Origin of the sequence: Flavobacterium johnsoniae, assembly GCF_030388325.1 — a bacterium.
Lineage (GTDB): Bacteria > Bacteroidota > Bacteroidia > Flavobacteriales > Flavobacteriaceae > Flavobacterium > Flavobacterium johnsoniae_C.
The window spans coordinates 348536-372564 of the sequence record NZ_CP103794.1; the positions used below are offsets into that span (position 1 = coordinate 348536).

Annotated in this window: 21 protein-coding genes; 1 reads left to right on the forward strand and 20 read right to left on the reverse strand. The window is 31.9% G+C overall.

Going from position 1 to position 24029, the window contains the following annotated elements; genetic code table 11:
- Positions 1–112 precede the first annotated feature (112 nt).
- The 12 genes from NYQ10_RS01655 to NYQ10_RS01710 all read right to left on the reverse strand — a co-directional run bounded on the left by NYQ10_RS01655 (position 113) and on the right by NYQ10_RS01710 (position 14766).
- Positions 113–1183: a Wzz/FepE/Etk N-terminal domain-containing protein gene (locus NYQ10_RS01655; RefSeq protein WP_289878644.1), complete on the reverse strand. Its 1071-nt coding sequence runs from the start codon at positions 1181–1183 to the stop codon at positions 113–115.
- A 9-nt stretch (positions 1184–1192) separates the two neighbouring features.
- Positions 1193–3625, reverse strand: a complete 2433-nt coding sequence (locus tag NYQ10_RS01660) for an SLBB domain-containing protein (protein WP_289878645.1) — start codon at positions 3623–3625, stop codon at positions 1193–1195.
- 60 nt (positions 3626–3685) lie between these two features.
- On the reverse strand, positions 3686–4732 hold the full coding sequence (gene rfbB / locus NYQ10_RS01665) for a dTDP-glucose 4,6-dehydratase (RefSeq protein ID WP_289878646.1): 1047 nt from the start codon (positions 4730–4732) through the stop codon (positions 3686–3688).
- Between the two features lie 10 nt (positions 4733–4742).
- Complete coding sequence (locus tag NYQ10_RS01670; RefSeq protein WP_289878647.1) at positions 4743–5750, reverse strand: mannose-1-phosphate guanylyltransferase; 1008 nt, start codon at positions 5748–5750, stop codon at positions 4743–4745.
- 29 nt (positions 5751–5779) lie between these two features.
- A complete protein-coding gene (locus NYQ10_RS01675; RefSeq protein ID WP_289878648.1) occupies positions 5780–7060 on the reverse strand; it encodes a nucleotide sugar dehydrogenase in 1281 nt (426 codons plus the stop codon).
- Between the two features lie 284 nt (positions 7061–7344).
- Complete coding sequence (locus NYQ10_RS01680) at positions 7345–7809, reverse strand: UpxY family transcription antiterminator (protein WP_289878649.1); 465 nt, start codon at positions 7807–7809, stop codon at positions 7345–7347.
- 86 nt (positions 7810–7895) lie between these two features.
- Positions 7896–9287, reverse strand: a complete 1392-nt coding sequence (locus NYQ10_RS01685) for a UDP-glucose 6-dehydrogenase (RefSeq protein WP_289878650.1) — start codon at positions 9285–9287, stop codon at positions 7896–7898.
- A 28-nt stretch (positions 9288–9315) separates the two neighbouring features.
- A complete protein-coding gene (locus NYQ10_RS01690; RefSeq protein ID WP_289878651.1) occupies positions 9316–10299 on the reverse strand; it encodes an SDR family oxidoreductase in 984 nt (327 codons plus the stop codon).
- Positions 10300–10310: 11 nt separating this feature from the next.
- Entirely contained in the window at positions 10311–12764 is a 2454-nt protein-coding gene (locus NYQ10_RS01695; protein ID WP_289878652.1) for a GumC family protein, read from the reverse strand.
- Between the two features lie 13 nt (positions 12765–12777).
- On the reverse strand, positions 12778–13569 hold the full coding sequence (locus NYQ10_RS01700) for a polysaccharide biosynthesis/export family protein (protein ID WP_289878653.1): 792 nt from the start codon (positions 13567–13569) through the stop codon (positions 12778–12780).
- A 72-nt stretch (positions 13570–13641) separates the two neighbouring features.
- Positions 13642–14262, reverse strand: a complete 621-nt coding sequence (gene recR, locus NYQ10_RS01705; RefSeq protein ID WP_289878654.1) for a recombination mediator RecR — start codon at positions 14260–14262, stop codon at positions 13642–13644.
- A gap of 138 nt (positions 14263–14400) precedes the next feature.
- Entirely contained in the window at positions 14401–14766 is a 366-nt protein-coding gene (locus tag NYQ10_RS01710) for a CoA-binding protein (RefSeq protein ID WP_289878655.1), read from the reverse strand.
- A gap of 152 nt (positions 14767–14918) precedes the next feature.
- Here NYQ10_RS01710 and NYQ10_RS01715 point away from each other — a divergent pair, with 152 nt between their 5' ends.
- Positions 14919–15545: a MarC family NAAT transporter gene (locus NYQ10_RS01715; protein WP_179002214.1), complete on the forward strand. Its 627-nt coding sequence runs from the start codon at positions 14919–14921 to the stop codon at positions 15543–15545.
- A gap of 78 nt (positions 15546–15623) precedes the next feature.
- Here NYQ10_RS01715 and ctlX read toward each other — a convergent pair whose 3' ends face one another.
- The 8 genes from ctlX to rpsD all read right to left on the reverse strand — a co-directional run bounded on the left by ctlX (position 15624) and on the right by rpsD (position 23997).
- Positions 15624–16559 (reverse strand): citrulline utilization hydrolase CtlX, encoded by a 936-nt coding sequence (gene ctlX, locus NYQ10_RS01720; RefSeq protein ID WP_289878656.1) that lies wholly within the window; start codon positions 16557–16559, stop codon positions 15624–15626.
- 95 nt (positions 16560–16654) lie between these two features.
- On the reverse strand, positions 16655–17569 hold the full coding sequence (locus NYQ10_RS01725) for a dimethylarginine dimethylaminohydrolase family protein (RefSeq protein WP_289878657.1): 915 nt from the start codon (positions 17567–17569) through the stop codon (positions 16655–16657).
- A gap of 62 nt (positions 17570–17631) precedes the next feature.
- Positions 17632–18909, reverse strand: coding sequence for a citrate synthase (locus NYQ10_RS01730; protein WP_289878658.1), 1278 nt, complete (start codon positions 18907–18909; stop codon positions 17632–17634).
- A 153-nt stretch (positions 18910–19062) separates the two neighbouring features.
- Positions 19063–20355, reverse strand: a complete 1293-nt coding sequence (gene eno / locus NYQ10_RS01735) for a phosphopyruvate hydratase (RefSeq protein WP_229354983.1) — start codon at positions 20353–20355, stop codon at positions 19063–19065.
- Between the two features lie 111 nt (positions 20356–20466).
- The gene (gene carA / locus NYQ10_RS01740; protein ID WP_289878659.1) at positions 20467–21576 is read right to left on the reverse strand and encodes a glutamine-hydrolyzing carbamoyl-phosphate synthase small subunit; all 1110 of its coding nucleotides are present in this window, start codon (positions 21574–21576) and stop codon (positions 20467–20469) included.
- Positions 21577–21823: 247 nt separating this feature from the next.
- A complete protein-coding gene (gene rplQ, locus NYQ10_RS01745; RefSeq protein ID WP_095931493.1) occupies positions 21824–22315 on the reverse strand; it encodes a 50S ribosomal protein L17 in 492 nt (163 codons plus the stop codon).
- A 62-nt stretch (positions 22316–22377) separates the two neighbouring features.
- Positions 22378–23370, reverse strand: a complete 993-nt coding sequence (locus tag NYQ10_RS01750; protein ID WP_008464329.1) for a DNA-directed RNA polymerase subunit alpha — start codon at positions 23368–23370, stop codon at positions 22378–22380.
- A gap of 21 nt (positions 23371–23391) precedes the next feature.
- Positions 23392–23997: a 30S ribosomal protein S4 gene (gene rpsD, locus NYQ10_RS01755; RefSeq protein ID WP_008464326.1), complete on the reverse strand. Its 606-nt coding sequence runs from the start codon at positions 23995–23997 to the stop codon at positions 23392–23394.
- Positions 23998–24029 lie beyond the last annotated feature (32 nt).

The window sequence follows — 24029 nt, forward strand, 5'->3', positions numbered from 1 at the left end:
GTTCTATTTTAAATCTTGAAATTTTCGCTTTAATATAATTCAAATGAAATTACAATAAGAAAAATTGAAAAAAATTAATACTAACAATAAAATTCTCATATAGAACTAGTAATTAACTACTTAGTTCTTCAAACATTTTTTTTAACAATAAATATAAAACCGCTAAAAAACCAAATATTACACCTCCAAATACAAATGCTGTAGCTTTTCCTAATCTATCATTCTTCAAAGGTAAAATAGGCCTGTCAATTATTTGAATCAAAGGAGTTTCTTTACGCAGAGTAACTTTTGCCAATTCAGACTGCTTAACAAGCTCAGTTAAAACTGCCGTGTTAGCCTGAACATCTACTTGCCTCTTAGCAGATGGGGCACGACGAACGTTGAGTGCGGGGTTTAAATTAAAAGTATTATCATTAGCAACAGCTACCCCAGTAATTGCACCGTTTAATTCATTACGCACAGAATCAACTTGACGTTCTAAAATTTTCATATTAATTCTCGCTTTTTTACTTTTAGTTTCTACGTAAAATTCACTAACCTGTTTGGCAAGTGCCTCACAGAAATAAAGCGAGAATAATTCACTATTAGACACCATATCCATTGAGATAATGGATATTTTTTTATCTTTTTGAGCAACAGATAAAGAGTTTTTTGATAAATCTTTATAAATTTCCCCCAATATGCTATCATGAACTCTAGTAAAATATTTTCTTTTAGTTTGAGGTAAAAACTGTATATCTTTAAATTTAGATTTGTTTTTCCATTTATCTCTCCATTCATTATTTTGAATGTACATTTCAGCTAAAGATATTTCCTTCCCGTCAATTGCAACTGGAGTTAATAAAGTTTGTTCTACCATCCTACGAGACTTAAATAGTTCAGCCAAATTAGAGCTAGTAAAAATACTTCCTCCCCCAGTTCCTAAATCAATACCGAAAGAACTGGCAAGACCTAAAGCACCACCTAAACCGCCACCGGCCTTTTCATCTTCTAAGGCAAATGTTAATGTCGCAGTATATAAAGGTTTTTTTACAAAAGAATAACCTAGTCCTAAAAATGCCCCTATTATTCCAATTAATACAATTATTTTCCATTTATTAAGTAAATGTTGGCTCCAATCTTTTGTCTTATCAATTAATTCCTTTAAAGAAACTTCATCATTAACATTCATTTTTTTCTCCATTAAGAAATATTATTTATTAAACGCAGTAACAATTAACAAAGCTAAACTAGAAATAACACTACCGATACCAACCCATTCACCTGTAGTCATTTTTCTTCTTTCGGGTTTTTCTGGAACAACAATCTGAGAATCAGGTTCTACTTTTGGATAAGATTTAAAAAACAAAAATGAAGTTGTAACATCCGCTTTACCATTTGGATAAATGATATATGCCTTTCTTTTCCAACCTTTATTATCAACACCACCTACCGCATCTAGATAATATTTAAATCCTTTCCCGCTTCTAAATGGAATTTCTGATGTCAATAAAACATTTCCTGTTACTTTTACACCCTCATTATATACTGACACTTCAATTTCATCACCAGGAAACAATGTTACATTCGAATAGTGATTTTTATCTTTTACAATCTTTTCCCAATTTACCGGAATTGTAGCAAATTTTAGATCTTCTTTTAATTTTTTAGCTAGTTTACCCTTTAATGTATCGTTTTTATCTAAATTCAAATCTACTCTTTCTAATGTTTCAATTTGTTCCTCTTTTATTGGTCTCTTAATTTTCATTCCATCAAGATTAGCAATAGAAGTTAATCCACCAGCCCTCATCACAACATTATAAACAGTTTCCTTTTTATTAGCTAAAACATATTTCCCCGGATATCCTACAGCTCCGCTTACAGTTACCATTTGAGGTTTTTCATAAACGGCCATTCGACGAATATTAATAACATCAAAAGGTTTTAATACAAAATTTTTAATTTGTTCATTATTATCTGCTGTAATTTCTAATTCGACCAACTCAATACGTTTAGGATCTGCATCGTCAATAGCGTCGGATTTTATCATTCTTGCAATTTCAACTCTTTTTGATGCTGAGCCAGTCAACCCACCAACTTGCACAACTAAGTCATTTAATGTAAGATTTTCAAAATACTCATATTCTCCAGGATTTTTTACTTCTCCATCGATTGTAACTTTATATTCTTCTCTAAAATCTAGAATAGAATATACAGTAACTATATCTTCTCTTTTTAATTCGATATCTGCATTTAAATCACCTGACAAAGCAGCACCTAAATCTACATTAACAATTTCAGTAGTTAAATCAGTTTTTAAACGTATAATTCTTGCTCGTTTGCTATATGCATCCTCTTTTAAGCCTTCCGCTCTAGTAATAAGGTCAGAAATTCTCATCCCATTTGAAAAAGAATAATAATCCGGTCTAAAGACAGCACCTTCAATTTTTATACGATTTTCAAAACGATTCAAAATTTTTGTTATTCTAAATACGTCTCCTGATAGTGGCTGATAAGAATTATATTCACTTTCATTTATGTCATGAACTTTAAATTCCTTTCCTGTTTTTTGTAATACGTTAACAGAAGCAGTATAAGCGAACTCATTAAATCCAGAAGCAAAATTTAATAAATCAGAAAACTTTTCTCCTTTTTTCATTTCGAAAATCCCAGGACGTTTTACTTCTCCCTCAACAGTAACTCTTTGGGTATACGCAGGAATCCTTATTACATCATTTTCTTTCAAACTAACATTATCAGATTGATCACCCTTTACTAAAAATCGATAAATATCAATATTTCGATAAACTTTATTATTTCTAATTAACTCAATATTCCTATAACTTCCATTCTTACCTGGCCCTCCTGCTAAATGCAACGCATTATACACAGTAGCTAAAGAAGATATTGAATAGTTCCCTGGTTGCTTACCTCCTACAATTGTAATCTTAATTGTTCTTATTTGATTTAAGCTTACACTTACTTGAGATTGTCCAGAACGAACAGTACTGTAAACCCTTGCAATAGCTCCCTTTATTTTTTGTGATGCAGCCTCTATTGACATTCCAGAAACTGCTATCTGTCCTACATAATCAATTGTAATCTTACCTTCTACACTCACTGGTATGCTTGCACTATATTCCTGAACACCATACACACTCACTTGCAACTCATCTCCAGGCCCTAAAACATAATTCATTGGAGTAGCTAATTTCAAATCCGGTTCAAAATTCAAAGTTGGATTATCAAATAATTCTGAGCCAAAAATTAAAGCATTGGCAGAGTCTTTTACTTTCTCATTTATAATTTTTTCTTGCCTTCTTCCTCCTTTTTCATTATCTTCTTTCTTAGGAGCAATATCTTTTTTAGAATCTTTTAAATTCTTCTTTTCGTATTCATTAAGTTTAACCTTTAACTTATTGAATTCTGTCTGACTCATTCCTTTAGCAATTGCCATAGGTTCTACCTGATCAATAGTTGCATTGTTGCTTTTTAATTGACTGCTAATCTTTGCTAAATCATCATCTGACAAATAATCTACTTTTACTGAACTTAAATCTTTACCTTTAAGCATATCCTGTGCACTTACTTGAAATGAAATTAGCAAAGTAAAAAATAGGATAAGAACGTATGTTATTTTTTTCATATCGTTGTTTTGTAATTTTAACTTCTTTTTTTAAAATTAAGTTACTTTAAAATTATTTGTTTATGAATATTGTTTTTTGTAATAGTCTTTATACGCACCCGAAGTTACATTTCCTAACCATTCTGAATTAGCTAAATACCAATTAATAGTTTTTTCTAAACCTTCTTCAAAAGTTACAGAAGGCATCCAACCTAGTTCTTTATTAATTTTTGAAGCATCAATTGCATAACGCAAATCATGTCCAGGTCTATCTTTTACATAAGTAATCAAACTTTCAGAAGCACCTTCTTCTCTTCCTAATTTTTGATCCATAATATTGCAAAGTAATTTTACTAAATCAATGTTTTTCCATTCATTAAATCCGCCAATATTATAAGTCTCTTGATTTTTTCCTTCATGAAAAACTAAATCAATTGCAATAGCATGATCTTCCACAAATAACCAATCGCGAGTATAATTACCGTCTCCATAAACAGGCAAAGGTTTGTTATTTATAATATTATTTATAAAAAGCGGAATTAGTTTTTCTGGAAAATGATATGAACCATAATTATTTGAGCAATTAGTCAGTACATATGGCAATCCATAAGTTTCGCCATATGCTCGTACAAAATGATCCGAACTTGCTTTTGAAGCTGAATATGGCGAATTTGGATCATAAGAGGTAGTTTCCGTAAATAACCCCTCAGCCCCTAAAGAACCATAAACTTCATCTGTACTAATATGATAAAATCTTTTTCCTTCAAAATTTTCTTTCCACTGATTTTTTGCAGCATTCAGCAAATTCATTGTTCCAATAACATTTGTTTTAACAAAAGCTAAGGGATCTTCAATTGAACGATCTACATGAGATTCTGCCGCTAGATGCAAAACCCCGTCAAAATTATGAAGCTTAAAAAGTTCATCAATAAAACTTTCATCCGCAATATCTCCTTTTACAAAAGTATAATTAGATTTGTTTTCAATATCTTTAATATTCTCAAGATTCCCCGCATACGTTAAAGCATCCAAATTGAAAATTTGATAATTTGGATATTTATTAACAAAGCGTCTTACTACATGGGAACCGATAAAACCAGCACCGCCAGTTATAAGAATTTTTTTCATTTTAACTTCTTTAATTTAATAAATTAGAGTTTTGTTTTTCCAATTCGTTGTATATATCTTTCACGTCCTGTGAACTTTCTTTTTGCAAAATAAGATTTGCATCATTAGTGTGAACAAATATGGTGTTTTTTAACCCTAAGAAAGTAGTGTGATTCTCGCATCCAATAACCATATTTCCATTTGCATCTATATAATGTCCTTTAGAAACTAAATACTCATATACTGATTCAAAAGAACCCAAATCTGACCATGAAAAAGAAGCTGGAACAACCTTTATTTTTTTACTTCGTTCCATAACAGCATAATCAATACTAATAGAAGGAATCTCTAAAGATGAATTCAGATCTAAAAATCCTTTTTCAGAAGATTCCCAAACTAATTTTGATTTTTCATACACATCTGACTGAAATTGTTTCAACTCATCTAAAAAAACACCTGCTTTAAAACAAAACATTCCGCTATTCCATAGGAAATTACCTCTAGCAATAAAATCTTTTGCTGTAGTTTCGTTCGGTTTTTCACGAAACGATAATACTTTATCACCTTTTGATTCTATATAACCATATCCAGTTTCAGGTTTCGTTGGTATGATTCCGAATGTTACAATAAAACCTTCGTTAGCTTTTGAAATGGCTTCATTAATGGCTTTATAATAATCTTCTTCTTTACCAATAATATGATCAGAAGGAGTTACAATTAAAACATCATCCTGATTAGATGCAAAAGCTGCAAATGCAATTGCAGCTGCAGTATTTCTAGGTGTTGCTTCTACAATATTTAAGTATGCTGTTTGAGTTTTATCCATAACTTTCCCACTCAAATGATGATTATCAACATTTCCAACAACCATTACTTTGTCTGCTAAATGACTATTTCGTTCAACTGTCATTTCAAATAAAGATTTCCCATCAAATATTTCTAAATATTGCTTGGGCTGACTTTTACGAGAAAGTGGCCATAATCGACTGCCTACACCGCCTGTTAAAATCACATGTATAATTGAATTGCTCTTTTCCATTTCCGTTTCAAACTAAAAGATTTTAAACATTAAAGTCTATTATCAGCTATGCCATTTAAAATTCCTTTTACGTCATATAATAAACTATTATCATTTTGCAATTGTGAAAAATCTAAGCTTAAAAATTCTGTATGTGCTACGCCTAAAACAATCGCATCAAATTTTATTTCTGGTAAAACATTTACAGTTTCCAATTTATATTCTTTTTTAACCTCTTCAACATCTGCTAAGGGATCAAATATTGCAACCTTAATCCCATACTCATGTAATGCTTTAACAACATCGACAATTTTTGTATTTCGAACATCTGGACAATTTTCTTTAAAAGTTATTCCTAACATTAAGAGATTTGCGCCATTAACTGAAATTCCTTTTTTTATCATCAATTTCACTACTTGAGAAGCTACATATTCTCCCATACTGTCGTTCAAACGTCTACCTGCTAGAATTATCTCAGGATGATACCCAAACTCTTGTGCGCGTTGTGCTAAATAATATGGATCTACACCTATGCAATGTCCTCCAACCAAACCAGGCTTAAAAGGTAAGAAATTCCATTTTGTTCCAGCTGCTGCTAATACTTCTTGAGTATCGATCCCCATTAAATTGAAAATTTTAGCAAGCTCGTTAACAAAAGCAATATTAATATCACGTTGAGAATTTTCAATCACTTTTGCTGCTTCGGCAACTTTTATTGTTGGTGCTAAATATGTTCCGGCAATAATAACTGACTTATATAAAGAATCTACCTTTTCTCCTATTTCTTTAGTAGATCCCGAAGTAACTTTAAGAATTTTTTCAACCGTATGTTCCTTGTCTCCAGGATTAATTCGTTCTGGTGAGTATCCTGCGAAAAAATCTTCATTAAATTTGAGACCCGAAACTTGTTCTAAAACTGGCACACATTCTTCTTCTGTTACACCTGGGTAAACTGTAGATTCATAAATAACAATATCACCTTTCTTTAGCACTTTTCCAACTGCTTCACTAGATTTATATAATGGAGTTAAATCAGGTTTATTATTTTTATCAACTGGCGTAGGGACTGTAATTATGTAATAATTACAATCTTCTATATCTTTTAAAGATGTCGTACAATACAATCCTTTATCTTCATTGTTGTTATTTATGAGAACTTTTTGCAAAATATCATCTTCAACTTCTAAAGTAGTATCTGTTCCTGATTTCAAAGAAGTAACTCTTGATTCGTTAATATCAAAACCTACAACTAAATATTTTGTAGAGAACAGGCGAGCCAAAGGAAGCCCAACATAACCCAAACCAATAACTGCAATCTTTATATTTTCCAATTTTACTTTCAATTTAATTCTGTTGTTAAAATTCACGGCTTCGCCGTTCCGAGTCCCAATATTGGTCTCAGCTACCTAAATTAATCATTTTCGGCAAATATAGTACAATAAGTCAACTTATTCAATACGGTTTCCCGTAATCATCAAAAACAAATTGTTAACAAAAACACACTCATGCACAACACCTTATTAATCAGGGTGTAAATAATTACTTTATAAAAAAAACAGAAGAAAAAAATCTAAAAAGACTTTCTCTTCTGCCATTTTCCTATTAAATAACGAGGTTATTTATATTTTATTTTCAAAACACAACCTAAAGTTTCTAACACAAGAGTATAATAATTATTAGATACTTCTTGTACGATTGCACTTTGATTACTAAATGCCCCCGATTCTAATTTGATTTTATCCCCTACTTGTAAAGTTGAAACTGAAACATCACTAATATTTGGAGATTCAAGATTTGTTTTAATAATGTTAATCTCTTCATCTTTTACAATAGCTGGTTTGCCAAGCCAAAATAAATATCGAATTACTCCCGCAACTTGAAAAACCGAACTTCTTTCTGTATCTGCTATTTGAACAAAAACATAAGAATTAAAAAGCGGCACTTCTACTTTCTTCTTTCTGTCTGACCATTGTTTAACCTGAGTAACTAAAGGACAATAACACTTTATTCCTAATTGTTGGAGCTTATCGGCAACTTTTTTTTCCCATTTCGGTTTTGTATAAACTACGTACCAATTCATTTTTTTATTTATAACGAAGTAAAACTAACTTACTACTTCACATTTTCACACCACTTTACTTTAACTTTACCTCACTACCAATTAAATTAAGAACCTATTCCGTGGTAAATAAAACCAATTGCTTCTAATTGCTTTGCATCCAGAATATTTCTTCCATCAAAAACAAAAGCCGGCTTGTGCATTGAATCGTAAATTTTCTTCCAATCGTAAGTCGTAAATTCATCCCATTCTGTTAGAACTGCAACAGCATGTGCATCTTTACAAGCCTCATAAGCAGTACTCAATACTTCTAAATAAGATGAATTTTCTTGACTTGTTCTTGTTTCCAAATAATCCAAATCACTAATCATTTTATTTCTTGCCACTTTTGGATCGTAAACTGAAATCTTAGCTTGTTCGTTTATTAAATCGTCTGCAACATAAATAGCAGCAGATTCTCTTGTATCATTGGTGTCTTTTTTGAAAGCCCAACCAAGAAATGCAATTTTTTTATCTGCGACAGTATTATATAATGTTTGAACAATTTTATTAGAAAATCTTCTTTTCTGATGATCATTCATAATAATAACTTGTTCCCAATAATCAGCTACTTCATTTAATCCGTATGATTTTGCGATGTAAACTAAATTCAAAATATCTTTTTGAAAGCAAGATCCACCAAAACCAACTGATGCTTTTAGAAATTTAGCTCCAATTCTGCTGTCCATTCCAATTGCTTTTGCGACTTCAGAAACATTTGCTCCCGTTTTTTCACACAATTCTGACATTGCATTTATTGACGAAATACGTTGTGCCAGAAAAGCATTTGCGGTAAGTTTTGACAATTCTGAAGACCAAACATTTGTTGTTAAAATTCGATCTTTGCTTACCCAATTTGAATAAACATCAACCAATGCATTTATAGCTTCTTCACCTTCTGGAGTTGTATCGCCACCAATCAAAATTCTATCTGGGTTTAACAAATCTGTTACAGCTGTACCTTCTGCCAAAAATTCGGGGTTTGATAAAATCTGAAATTGAACTCCATTTCCAGTATTATCTAATATACTTTTAATCGCTTCTGCTGTTCGAACTGGCAAAGTCGATTTTTCTACTACAATTTTATTTTGTTTTGCAACTCGTGCAATTTGTCTTGCGCATAATTCAATATACTTTAAATCGGCTGCCATTCCTTTTCCTTTTCCATAAGTCTTCGTTGGCGTATTTACCGAAATAAATATCATTTGCGCTTCATCTATTGCTTTGTCAACATCTGTTGAGAAAAACAAATTGCGTCCTCTCGCTTGCGAAACTATTTCTGAAAGACCTGGCTCGTAAATTGGAATATTTTCTGGATTTGGATCATTCCAATCTGCAATTCTTTGTTCATTTAAATCAACAACTGTAACTTGAATATCTGGACATTTTTGAGCAATAACTGCCATTGTAGGCCCGCCAACATATCCTGCGCCTATGCAGCAAATTTTTGTAATTTTCATTTGATCTATTATTATCTTGATCTTTATTTTATTTTAAATTATTCCAATACCATCCAACTGCTTCTTTCAAACCTTCTTGAAGAGAGTATTTAGGATTATAACCCAGCATTTTTTTTGCTTTTTCTATACTTGCTAATGAATGAGGAATATCGCCTGCTCTATTTTCTCCATATATAACTTGCACGTCATTTATTTTCGAATCAAATTCAGATAAATATTGTTTTAAATATTTCACTAAGTCATTTAATGTATTTCTATCACCAAAAGCAGTATTATAAACTGTATTAATTGCTTCTGGATTTTGGGAAGTGATAGCCAGTTCATTCATCTGAATTACATTATCGATATAAGTAAAATCGCGAGAATAATTTCCATCTCCATTAATCACTGGACTTTCATAACTCATAAACTGCTTCACAAATTTCGGAATAACCGCTGCGTATGCTCCGTTAGGATCTTGCTTTCTTCCAAAAACATTAAAATAACGAAGTCCAATAGTTTCTAATCCGTAAGTTTTACTGAAAATCTCAGCATACAATTCGTTTACATATTTAGTAATTGCATATGGAGATAATGGTTTTCCGATAACCTCTTCTACCTTAGGCAATCCTTGCGAATCTCCATAAGTTGATGAACTAGCGGCATAAACAAAACGTTTAACTTTAGCATCGCGGGCCGCCGTTAACATATTTAAAAATCCGGAAACATTAACATCATTTGTTGTAATGGGATCTTTTATCGATCTAGGAACCGAACCTAAAGCTGCTTGATGTAAAACAAAATCTGCTCCTTCAACAGCTAAAGCACAATCGTTAAGATTTCGAATATCGCCCTCAATTAATTTAAAATCTGGGTTCTCTAGAAAATCTCTCAAATTATGGCGATGTCCAGTAGAAAAATTATCCAAACAAACCACTTTATAATCTAATCCTAAAAAATACTCCGTTAAATTTGAACCGATAAAACCAGCACCTCCGGTAATTAAAATTGTTCTTTTCACCACGTTTTCCATTTATTCAAAGATTAGTTTTTTCTAAATCTATTTAAAAGTGTTTTCCAAAAGCCAAGTTTGCTTTCTTCTTCATGATAACCATTTGCATATGCTCCGTATCCGTAGCCATAACCATAGCCATAACCTGCTCCATATTTCGCCTTGTTTTCATAGCCATTCAAGACAATACTAACATTGCTTAACTCTCCACGTTTCATTCTGGTGTTTAACAACGTAATCATTTCTTTCTTCGTATAATTTTGCCTAACGATGTATAATGTAACATCTGCAAACTGATCTAATTCTAAAGAATCTGCAACCAAACCTACTGGTGGCGTATCCAAAATTATATAATCATATTTCTGCTTCAATTCGTCAATTAACTCTTTCATTGATTCTCCAAGAATAAGCTCCGAAGGATTTGGCGGAATTGGTCCAGAGAGAATGACATCTAAATTTGGAACAATAGTCGAATTTGTAATTTCTTCCAAACTATTTTGTCTGATAAGATAGTTAACAACACCTAAAGAAGAAGTTAACTGAAATTCGTCTGCCAATCTTGGTTTTCTTAAATCTAAACCAACAATTACTGTTTTCTTTTCGCTTAAAGCAAAAACGGTCGCAATATTTATAGAACAAAATGTTTTTCCTTCTCCGCTTATTGATGAAGTAATCATTAAAGTTTTAGAACCGTTAACTTGCTGTTTTTTATACAAGAACTGTAATGAAGAACGAATTCCACGAAAAGCCTCTGATAATGCAGATTTTGGTTTATCAAATACAGCTAAACTAACATCGCTTTTATTAACACCAATTATACCAAGCAACGGTATTTGAGTTAATTTACTGATATCGTCAGTATTTTGAATGGAGTTATTTATAAAGAAAATTCCAAAAACGAACAATAAAGGAATTAATATTCCTAGAAATAGAGCCAGAATGTAATTTGCTGAAGTTTTAGGACCAATTAATCCTCCGCCAATATCTTTTGCCGGATCTATAAAATGAATATCAGACAAATTAGACGCTTTTACAATCTCTGCTTCATTTCTTTTTTGAAGAAATTCGGTGTAAATATTATCATTCAAATCATATTTACGCTTGATTTTTAATAACTCTTGCTGTTCTTCAGGAAGCTTTTTTACTGTGCTTTCGGCTTGACCGATTTTAGCATTTATCATTGATAAATCAGAAAGCAATGAAACTTTTGCTGAAGCAATATTTTCTTGGAGCACATTTTTTATGGCTACCATTTGATTATCAAAATCCTTAAATATTTTTTCGCTTTTTACAGCATAAGCCATTTCAGATCTTTGTGTAGAAAGTGCTATTAATTTTGAAACATTTGATACGATATTTGGATCTTCAATTCCTGCCACAGAAGGCGCCGGAAGTCTTGAATAATCGGTACTACTATTTAAATAGGCTTTTAATGAATTGTAATATGCTATTTTTCGAGTAATTTGATCTTTTTCAACATCAAAAGTCATTATTTTCTCAGAAACCCTAGCTCCTCCATCTTCGATTTGATAAATATTCTTATCTTTTTGAAATGTTTTTAGCTCATTTCCCGTTTGCTTTAATTGGGATTCCATTGCAACCAAAGTACTATCTATAAACCTAATAGTATTTGTTGCAAATTGATTTTTGCCGTCAAGCTGTATTTTAATAAGCATTTTTACGGTCGCATTTAGATAATCAACCATTCTTGCTTTATTACCTCCTTGCATTGACAAAGTTAAAATTGATCCTCCATTTTTATCTCCATCAACACCTATTCCTCTATAGCCAGCAACAGTTCCGTCAAAATCATTAAATCTAACATAATATTCTTTTCCTTTATAAAAACCAGGATTATCTGTTATTTGCAGCTTCCAATTTAAAAAAGGCAAATTAACTTGATCACCAACTTTATATGTTTTAGAAAAATCTCCAGGCTGAACAGAAGTAGAGCTATATGTATTAGTAGTGTATGTTATAAGTGACACAGAATTACCTTCAAAAGGAATGCTAATCTTATACTGATTTTCACTTAAAAATGTAATCTTTATTAATGTGCCAGCAATTTGTCCTTTCGATTTATCAATATCAACATAAAAAGGAACCGCCCCGTAAGAGTCAATAAAATTATATTTCCCTTGTTCTAAATAATTAATATAAAATTGAAGTTTACTTACAACCAATTCATTATGAGATCTTGATTTAAGAATTGTCGAAATTCCATTAACTTGATCCGATACGCCTCCCCAATTAAAAACCAGACTCGTATTTGAGGTAAAGAAGGGATTACTTTCTTCTTTAATAGAAATCATGGTATCCATTGCGTAAACTTTTTCTTTACGAATGTTTATTTGATAAGCAATAGTAAAGGCAATAATCAAACTGATCAGAAACCATTTCCAATAACTAACAATCTTCAATAAAAGACCTTTGAAATCAAAATTGGCATGATTTTCAAAAATGGAAAAATCTTTAATATCTAACATTTTTCAAATCTTTTTAATTTCTAATAATAAGGTAAACCGTTGTTGCTAAAGACAATAATGTTATGATTGTTCCTATTGACTGGATTCCTGTTTGGCCTGTTCCCCAAGTTTTCTGTCTCAATGGCTTTACGTAAATATAATCGTTCGGCTGTAGATAGTAATAAGGAGATTTCATCACATTACGATCTGTAAGATCAATATCATGCATTTGAACCCCAGTTGGAGTCTGACGGATTATAGCTACTTCTTTTCTATTACCAACAACTGTAATATCTCCCGAATTTGCAATAGCCTCTAAAATAGTTACTTTATCTTTATATAACGTTTTTGTTCCTGTACTACCAACCTCGCCATTTATGGTATAACTAAAACCAGCTAATTTTACGGTTACAAAAATATTTGCATCTGTTTTAAAATATTCCTCAAGTAATTTTTTTTCAATTATTCCCCTAATTTCCTCGAGTGTATAACCGATAACATTTATCTCTCCTAAAATTGGCACTCTAATATTTCCATGATCATCAACTGTAAATCCGTCAAAATACAAAGACGAGTCTGATTTTCCTGTTTCAACTTCTACATTTGTTTTATTAAAAATAGAAACCAGCTTCGGGTCTATAGCTTTTATATCAATACTTATAACATCACTAACTTGTACTCTATATGGCTTGTTTTCTACTGAAGCAATTGTATTCTGCTCACTCGAAGTATTTTTGTCTTGAAGATAAACCAGATCTTTCATCGGTATACATGAAGTAAATAATACCGAAATTAGTAACAATAAATAAAAGCTGTTTTTTGTCATCAGTCAAATTTTATAGCAAATATAGTTTTTCTCGAATTGCTTAGAAAAACCTAAATTTTATTTGGGGTTTAGTTAATTATTTTTAAACGTTTTTTCAAAAGGAACCCGATGAAGAATACTTCTTCCGAGAGTGACTTCATCTGCATATTCAAGTTCGTCACCAACAGATATTCCTCTTGCAATTGTTGAAATAATAATTTCAGAATCTGCAATTTGTTTATAGATATAAAAATTGGTTGTATCGCCCTCCATTGTAGAGCTTAGCGCAAAAATAATTTCAACCACTTTTCCAGATTTAACTTTATCTACTAAACTTGAAATATTTAATTGATTTGGCCCTACACCTTCGATAGGCGAAATTTTACCGCCTAGAACATGATAAATACCTTTATATTGACCTGTATTTTCGATTGCCATTACATCTCGAACATCCTCAACAATACATATCGTTTCGTGATTTCGTGCAATATTGGCACATATTTCGCAAATTTTAGTATCCGAAATATTATGGCAGTTTTCGCAAAACTTAATATCCTCACGCATATTAATTAACGCCTGAGACAGAAAAGAAGTTTGTTCTTTTGGTTGTTTTAACAAATGAAGAACCAAACGAAGTGCTGTACGTTTACCTATACCAGGCAATTGAGACATTTCGTTAACTGCTTTTTCAATTAATTTTGATGAAAATTCCATGACGACAAAAGTAATACTTTTAATGGTTTAGCCCGCATGATGGCAATTAAATTCAATGTTTATTACCATTCCTGATTTATTCTTAAAAACAGAATTACAAACTGTCAATTATATAAATTTTGCTAAGTTTTTCTGTTTTTAATATTGACTCGTAGCCAGTAAAACTAAAGTACAAGCAACTTCAACCTGAATATCGTTTAATTCTAGTAACTGATACAACTCTGGATTTTCTGTACCTGGATTAAAAATTACTCTTTTAGGTTGCGCTTCAATGATATAATTATAATAATCTCTTTGGCGAGCAGGATTAAGATATAAAGTAATTGTATCAATATTTTTAACTGGAATTGCTTTAGTCTGAATTTTTACTCCAGCAACCTCTCCCGCTTTTTGACCTATAGCCAAAACTGAATGTCCTTTTCCAACCAACATATTTACAGCTCTATAAGAATAACGCTCTGGATTTGTAGATGCTCCTATAACTAATGTTTTTTTACTTTTCATTTTTTTTATTTAGACTGCAAAAGTAATCAAAAAGTACCATTTTACGCTATGTGTTTGATTCATAATCTGTAACATTCAAAACATTATCCTAACATTATTTCACTTAAAAACATCAAAAATTAACTACTTTTACTTCACTAACCCAAATTTATATGGAATTATTTATTTACTTATTTGCTGCTTTATTTTCTGTACTAAACCCAATTGGAACCGTCCCTATTTTCGTCGGATTAACGCAACACGATTCTCAAAAAGAAAGATCTAGAATTTCTCTCTGGACAGCCATTAATGTTTTTATCATTTTATTGGTGTCTTATTTTATTGGACAATATGTATTAACTTTTTTCGGAATTAGCATTGACGCTTTGAGAATTGCCGGCGGAATTGTAATTGTAAATTCTGGGTTTTCTTTACTTTCTGGGAAATTCAATAAAAAACGCGGAATCAATAAAAAAATTGAAAATGAAGCACAACAACGAAACGACATTGCCCTTACACCACTTGCAATTCCGATGCTTGCCGGCCCTGGATCAATGTCTCTTTTAATTGCTTTTTATCAGGAACATCACGAGTTAAACGAAATCATAATTTCTTCATTAGCAATTCTTGCAATTGCTGTTGCCATTTTTGCTATTCTAAAAAGCGCTCATTATTTAGCTAGAATTTTAGGTGCTTCAGGAATTGTTGCTATCTCTAGAATTGTTGGTTTTATAGTTATTTCTATCGGAATTCAATATATCGTAAGTGCGCTTGTAAATATTATCAAAGGAAATTTTTAACTAGAAGAATATTAAAAAACAAAAGGGATAAAATCTTAATATGATTTTATCCCTTTTGTTTTTATTAAATCTTTTATTTTAACTTCTTGGCAAGAAAACTTCGGCCATCATACATCTCGCGCTTCCCCCTCCGCAAGCTTCAATTGTATCTAAACTAGAACTTAAAATTTCAGCATGATTTTCTAATTGAGCTATTTGTTTTGGAGTTAAACTTTGATGAGCAGAAGCACTCATTACAATATATCGTTTATCATCTTCACCTCTAACCTCAAGCATATTTCCTGCAAAATTATTTACTTGAGCTTCTGTAATTAAGATAATTTCTTTTCCGTCTTGTTTAAGATTATCCAGAACCATTTTGCGTTCTTTCTTATCATCAATAGAATCTGCACAAATAACCGCAAAAGTTTCACCCAGACACATCATCACATTCGTATGATAAATCAGTTTTCTTTCTCCATCAACAGTTTGAAATGCTTCAAAAATAACTGGTGCATAATCAAAATCTTCGCAGAATTCTATAAACAATTCTTCATCTGCTCTTGGTGATAAAGCACAATATGCTTTTCCATTTGCACGATCCAATAATAAGCTACCTGTTCCTTCCAAGAAAATACCATCTTCTTCAGCCGAAGTATAATCCATTATATTGGTAATTTCAAATCCTTTTTCTTCCAAAGTATCCAAAATATCTTCGCGACGTTCTTGACGGCGATTTTCGGCAAACATTGGATATAAAGCGACATCTCCATTTTCATGAAATGAAACCCAATTGTTTGGAAAAATACTATCTGGAGTATCAGTTTCCAAATTATCATCCACAACCGTAACATCTACACCAACTACTCTCAATTTTTCTACAAAAGTGTCAAATTCCTGTTGCGCTTTAGCATTAACCGTACTTGGCAAAAGTCCGTCTAATACTTTTTGATAATAATTATTTACAGCCGTCTGTTCATTCATTCGAAATGCAACTGGACGAATCATTACGATAGCATTAGTAGTTTGTTTCATTTTTTATATTTTTTTTCAAGTTTCAGGTTTCAAAATTCAGGCTTCACGTCTTCTAAAACTTGAAATCTGAAAATTGAAATTCAAAAACTTTTTTTTTAATCTCTAATTAATGGTAAAGTTGAACATCTCAACAATCCTTCTTGTTTTGCAATTTCAGCGTATGGAATCTCTTCTACAGTAAAACCATTTTCGCGAAGCCAGTTATTCAAACGAGTAAAATTTTTCTCCGAAACAACAACATTTTCATCAATTGAAAACACATTTGAAAACATATTATACATTTCATTTCTTTCGATATGAAATAGATTTTCTTTTCCAAAAAGTTTCACTAAATAACGATAATCTGCTTCTTCTCTAAAACCTCTTTTATAGATAATTCCTTTATCTTTTCCAACAGGCTGAAAACAACAATCTAAGTGCAAAGCATTATCACGAGCTTCCAGTTTAGATTTAACCAAATCAAATTCTTTAACGATTTTGTTCGGAAATAATTCTTTTATATAATTAACGCCATGCATATTGGTTCTTGCAGTGATATAATCTTTATAGTCACTTCCTTTATATGTACCAATAAAAATATGATCATTCCAAAGCATAACATCTCCTCCTTCAATATGAACTTCTTCAGGAGGACGAACCACTTTTTTAGGATCAATTTTATCGATCACGTATTGAATAGCATCTAATTCACGTTCTCTATCTGGAAGAATGTTAGATTTCACAAAAACATCATCAATTACAAAACCAATATCTCTTGCAAAAATCTGATTGTAATTTTCTATCATTTCCGGACGATACACCGTTACATTATATTTTTGGAAAACAGCATTAAAAGCATCCATTTCAGGAACCATATCTTTTTCTAAAGGGTAAGTTCCTGCCTTAATATGTTCCAATGATTTAGGATCATAAGCTTCCTCTAAAGTTGGAGTAGGCCCATTATGAACAGCAGAACCCAAAACAACAGCCCGAAGCCTAGATGTTTCGTTCTTTACATTTAATTGCAACATAACATTATAATATTTTGAGCAAATATAAAAAAAGCTTCACAGTTAAGTGAAGCTTTCGTTTTTTATTTATTAGACTTGAACTCTCTTAATGGGTGTCCAGTGTAGATTTGTCTTGGTCTTCCGATTGGCTCTTTATTTTCACGCATTTCTTTCCATTGCGCAATCCAACCTGGTAATCTTCCGATAGCAAACATTACTGTAAACATATCAGTTGGAATTCCTAAAGCTCTGTAGATAATTCCAGAATAGAAATCAACATTAGGATATAAGTTTCTTGATTTGAAGTAATCATCTTCAAGAGCTGCTTTTTCTAATTTTCTAGCAATATCTAAAATCGGATCTTCAACACCTAAAGTTTCTAATACTTCAGTTGCCGCCTTTTTAATAATTCTAGCTCTTGGATCGAAGTTTTTGTAAACTCTGTGTCCGAATCCCATTAAACGGAATGGATCATTTTTATCTTTCGCTTTCGCTAAAAACTTATCAGTGTCTCCACCATCTTTGTTAATTTCTTCAAGCATTTCAAGTACCGCTTGGTTTGCACCACCGTGAAGAGGTCCCCATAAAGCAGAAACTCCTGCAGAAACTGAAGCAAATAAACCTGCGTGAGAAGAACCTACCATTCTTACTGTAGAAGTAGAACAGTTTTGTTCGTGATCAGCATGAAGAATAAATAATTTATCTAATGCATTTACGATAACTGGGTTTGCTGTGTAAGGTCCAGTTGGCAATTTAAACATCAATTGCATAAAACTTTCTACATAACCTTTTGTGTTATCATAATAGTTTAATGGATATCCCATTGACTTTCTGTAAGTCCATGTGGCAATTACAAGAAATTTAGCCATTGTTTTACAAATAGCTTCGTACATTTCTTTTTCGTTATCAACATTTACAGCTTTAGGGTTAAATGCTGTTAAAGCACTTGTTAAAGCTGACAATACCCCCATTGGATGCGCTGTTTTAGGAAAACCATCAATGATATTTTTCATTTCTTCGTTTACCAAAGAATGTTTTTTAATACCATTTTCAAAATCTTCTAATTGAGCAGTAGTAGGTAATTCTCCAAAAATCAAAAGATAAGAAACTTCTAAGAAACTAGCTTTTTCTGCTAAGTCTTCGATTGCATATCCTCTGTAACGTAAAATTCCTTCTTCTCCATCTAAGAATGTGATTTCACTTTTACAAGAACCAGAGTTTTTATAACCTGGATCAATTGTAATAACACCTGTTAAATCACGTAATTTGTTAATATCGATAGCTGATTCGTTTTCGCTTCCTGTGATTACCGGAAGTTCAATCTTTTTACCATCTATTTCTAATGTAGCTATTTTTGACATAATATCTTGGAAATAATTCTTTAAATAATAATTTACCAAATCTAATGAATTTAAGACTAATTAAAAAAAGAATACTGCTATGAATTTGTTAAAACTCCAAAAAAAAACCATTCATTAAAAAATGAATGGTTTGTCTTAATATAACTCTTATGATTATTTAATCTTGAAAGCTTTTAAACCAGGGAAGTAAGCAGTACTTCCTAATTCTTCTTCAATTCTTAATAATTGATTGTATTTAGCCATACGATCTGAACGAGAAGCAGAACCTGTTTTAATTTGACCACAGTTTAACGCTACAGCTAAATCTGCAATTGTATTATCTTCAGTTTCTCCAGAACGGTGAGACATTACAGATGTATAACCAGCATTTTTAGCCATGTTTACAGCAGCAATAGTTTCAGTCAAAGTACCAATTTGGTTCACTTTTACTAAGATTGAATTAGCAATTCCTTTTTCAATTCCAGTTGACAAACGAGCAACGTTAGTTACAAACAAATCATCTCCAACTAATTGAACTTTATCACCGATTTTTTCAGTTAAAGCTTTCCATCCATCCCAGTCATCTTCGTACATACCGTCTTCGATAGAGATAATTGGATATTTAGCAGCAAGTTCAGCTAAATAATCTGCTTGCTCTTCAGAAGTTCTGATTTTTCCAGTTTCTCCTTCAAATTTAGTATAATCGTATTTTCCGTTTACATAAAATTCAGAAGCAGCACAGTCAAGAGCAATCATAATTTCGTCTCCGAAAGTATATCCTGCTTTTTCAACTGCCAATTTAATAGTATCTAAAGCATCTTCAGTTCCACCAGCCAAGTTAGGAGCAAAACCTCCTTCATCACCAACAGCAGTACTTAAACCTCTATCATGTAATACTTTTTTCAAGCTGTGGAAAATTTCAGTTCCCATTTGCATAGCGTGTGTAAAAGAAGTTGCTTTTACAGGGAAAATCATAAACTCTTGAAATGCGATAGGCGCATCAGAGTGAGAACCACCATTGATGATATTCATCATTGGAACTGGCAATGTGTTAGCAGAAACACCACCAACATATCTGTATAATGGCAATCCTAATTCATTAGCAGCAGCTTTAGCAGCAGCTAAAGAAACACCTAAAATAGCATTAGCTCCTAATTTAGATTTGTTTGGAGTTCCATCTAAATCAATCATTAATTGGTCAATTGTGTTTTGTTCGAAAACAGAAGTTCCAACTAATTCTTCAGCAATAACAGTATTTACATTATTCACTGCATTCAAAACACCTTTACCTAGATAAGCTTTACCTCCATCACGTAATTCAACAGCTTCGTGCTCTCCAGTTGAAGCTCCAGATGGAACCGCAGCTCTACCTAAAACTCCATTTTCAGTTACTACATCTACCTCAATAGTAGGATTACCTCTAGAATCAAGAATTTGTCTTGCGTGAACTTTAATTATAATACTCATTATTTTTGTTTTTTATTAATAAATTATATTTTTTTTTCGAAATTATAAAAATATTTAATACTATAAACGCATTTTAGATATTAAACATCTTTATTTATTAACTACATCGTTTTAGGCTTTAGCAGTTTTGATGTTCTCCACAAATTGATCAAACAAATATGATGAATCGTGTGGTCCTGGACTTGCTTCTGGGTGATATTGAACTGAGAAACAATTCTTATTCTTCATTCTCATTCCAGCTACAGTACCGTCATTTAAATGCACATGTGTAATTTCCAATTCTGGATGATTATCCAATTGTTCTTTTTTAACAGCAAATCCGTGGTTTTGAGAGGTTATTTCTCCTTTACCAGTAATAATGTTTTTTACAGGATGATTAATACCTCGATGCCCATTAAACATTTTATAAGTCTCAACACCATTTGCCAAACCAATAACTTGATGTCCCAAACAAATTCCAAAAAGCGGCTTATTGTCTGCTAATATTTCTTTAGCAACTTGGATAGCTCCAAACAAAGGATCTGGATCTCCAGGCCCATTTGACAAGAAATAACCATCAGGATTAAACTCAGACATATCTTTGTATGTTGAGTTATAAGGGTAAACTTTAATGTAGCAATCTCTTTTAGCCAAGTTTCTTAAAATATTCTTTTTAATCCCAAGATCTAAAGCAGAAATTTTATAAGTAGCATTTTCGTCACCGAAAAAATATGGCTCAGTAGTTGAAACTTTAGAAGCCAACTCCAGACCTTCCATATTTGGCACATTTGCTAATTCTTTTTTCAAATCTTCTATTGAAGTACCATCTGTACAAATCACCGCATTCATTGCACCATTATCACGAATGTAACTTACAAGTGCACGAGTATCTACATCAGAAATACAGATTAAATTTTGTTTAGCAAAATAATCTTCCAAGCTTTCAGAAGCATTTACTCTAGAATAATTAAAACTGAAGTTTTTACAAACCAAACCAGCAATTTTAATACTATCAGATTCTACTTCTAACTCATTAACACCGTAATTTCCGATATGTGTATTTGTAGCCACCATAATTTGACCGAAATAAGAAGGATCAGTAAAAATTTCCTGATAACCTGTCATTCCGGTATTAAAACAAACTTCACCAAAAGTTTTACCGCTAATTCCGATAGATTTTCCGTGAAAAATTGTTCCATCACTAAGTAATAAAATGGCGCTTTTTCGTGTTGTGTATTTCATTATTTAATTTGTATTGTTTTTTTATCAAGTGTAAAAACCTAAAAAGCGGTTTTTAAATGTAATTAGATATTTTGCAAATTTACTTCTTTATAGAAGCTCTTCCAAGATTTTTTAAAACTTTCATTCGTAAAAATAAAACCTATCATTTTAAATAAGTTACATTTCTTTAGGCTTAAAAAAATCAAAAAAAAAGGATAAACTAAAAATTAGTTTATCCTTTAATATTATAGAATGATTACTCTCATAATTATTCAGAAGCTTCAGTAGTCGTTTCTGTTTCAGCAGCAGGAGCTTCTGGAGCAGCAGTTTCAGCTTTTTTAGCTTTACCACCACGACGGCTTTTAGCTTTTTTAACTTCTTTTTTACCTCCATTGTAAAGTTCATTGAAATCTACAAGTTCGATCATTGCCATATCAGCATTATCTCCCAAACGATTTCCAACTTTAATGATACGAGTGTATCCTCCTGGACGGTCTCCAACTTTAGCAGCTACATCTCTGAACAAATCAGTTACTGCATATTTACTGCGCAAGTAAGCAAAAACAATACGACGATTGTGAGTCGTATCCTCTTTTGATTTTGTGATTAAAGGCTCAACAAATTGTTTAAGCGCTTTAGCTTTAGCAACAGTAGTGTTAATACGTTTGTGCTCAATAAGAGAACAAGCCATATTAGCCAACATAGCTTTTCTATGTCCAGTCTGTCTGCTTAAGTGGTTGAATTTTTTTCCGTGTCTCATGACGTGTTTTTTTTATCTTCATCTTGCTACGATCCACTATGGAGAGCAAAATATGAAGTAAATTATTCTTTATCTAATTTGTATTTAGCTAAATCCATTCCGAAAGTTAAATTTTTAACCGCAACAAGCTCATCAAGCTCAGTTAAAGATTTTTTACCGAAGTTACGGAACTTCATTAAGTCATTTTTATTGAACGATACTAAATCACCAAGTGTATCAACTTCAGCCGCTTTCAAGCAATTTAATGCTCTTACAGATAGATCCATATCAACAAGCTTAGTTTTAAGCAATTGTCTCATATGCAATGACTCTTCATCATACGATTCTGTTTGTGCAATTTCGTCAGCCTCAAGTGTAATTCTTTCATCAGAAAACAACATGAAATGGTGAATTAAAACTTTAGCAGCCTCAGTAAGAGCATCTTTTGGATTAATAGATCCATCAGTTTTGATTTCAAAAACTAATTTTTCGTAATCTGTTTTTTGCTCTACACGGAAGTTTTCGATTGCATATTTTACATTTTTTACCGGAGTAAAAATAGAATCTGTAAAAATCGTTCCAATTGCAGCATTCTGTTTTTTGTTCTCTTCAGCAGGCACGTATCCTCTACCTTTTTCGATAGTTAAATCGAAATTCAATTTGATTTTAGAATCTAAGTTACAGATTACAAGGTCTGGATTCAAAACTTGAAAACCTGAAATAAATTTCTGAAAATCACCTGCTGTTAATTGATCTTTACCAGAAACAGAAATAGTAACTGATTCATTATCGATATCTTCAATTTGACGTTTGAAACGTACTTGTTTTAGATTAAGGATAATTTCGGTAACATCTTCAACAACACCTGAAATAGTAGAAAACTCATGATCTACACCTTCGATACGAACAGATGTAATTGCATAACCTTCTAATGCTGAAAGCAAAACTCTTCTAAGTGCATTACCAACTGTCAATCCGTAACCAGGTTCTAAAGGTCTAAACTCAAATTTACCTTCAAAATCGGTTGAATCGATCATGATAACTTTATCGGGCTTTTGAAAATTAAATATTGCCATAAATTTCGACTAAGTCAATTATTATTTGTTGTACAACTCTACGATTAATTGTTCTTTAATGTTTTCTGGAATTTGAAGTCTTGCAGGAACAGAAACAAAAGTTCCTTCTTTAAGATCATTGTTCCAAGTAATCCATTCATAAACATGACTTGAATTTGATAAAGAACGTTCGATAGCTTCTAAAGATTTAGATTTTTCACGAACTGCAACTTTATCACCAGGCTTAAGGTGGTAAGAAGGAATATTAACAACCTCTCCATTTACAGTAATGTGTCTGTGAGAAACGATTTGACGCGCACCTCTTCTAGATGGAGCAATTCCCATTCTAAAAACAACATTATCTAATCTTGCTTCGCATAATTGTAATAAAACTTCACCAGTAACTCCTTTAGTCGCTGATGCTTTTTCGAATAAATTTCTGAATTGTTTCTCTAAAATTCCATAAGAATATTTAGCTTTTTGCTTTTCCATTAACTGAACAGCATACTCAGATTTTTTTCCTCTTTTTTTAGCCATCCCGTGTTGTCCAGGTGGGTAATTTCTTTTTTCGAAAGATTTATCATCTCCGAAGATTGCCTCGCCAAATTTACGAGCGATTTTGGTTTTAGGACCAGTATATCTTGCCATTTTAAAAAAAATTTTAAGGTAGAAATTATGAA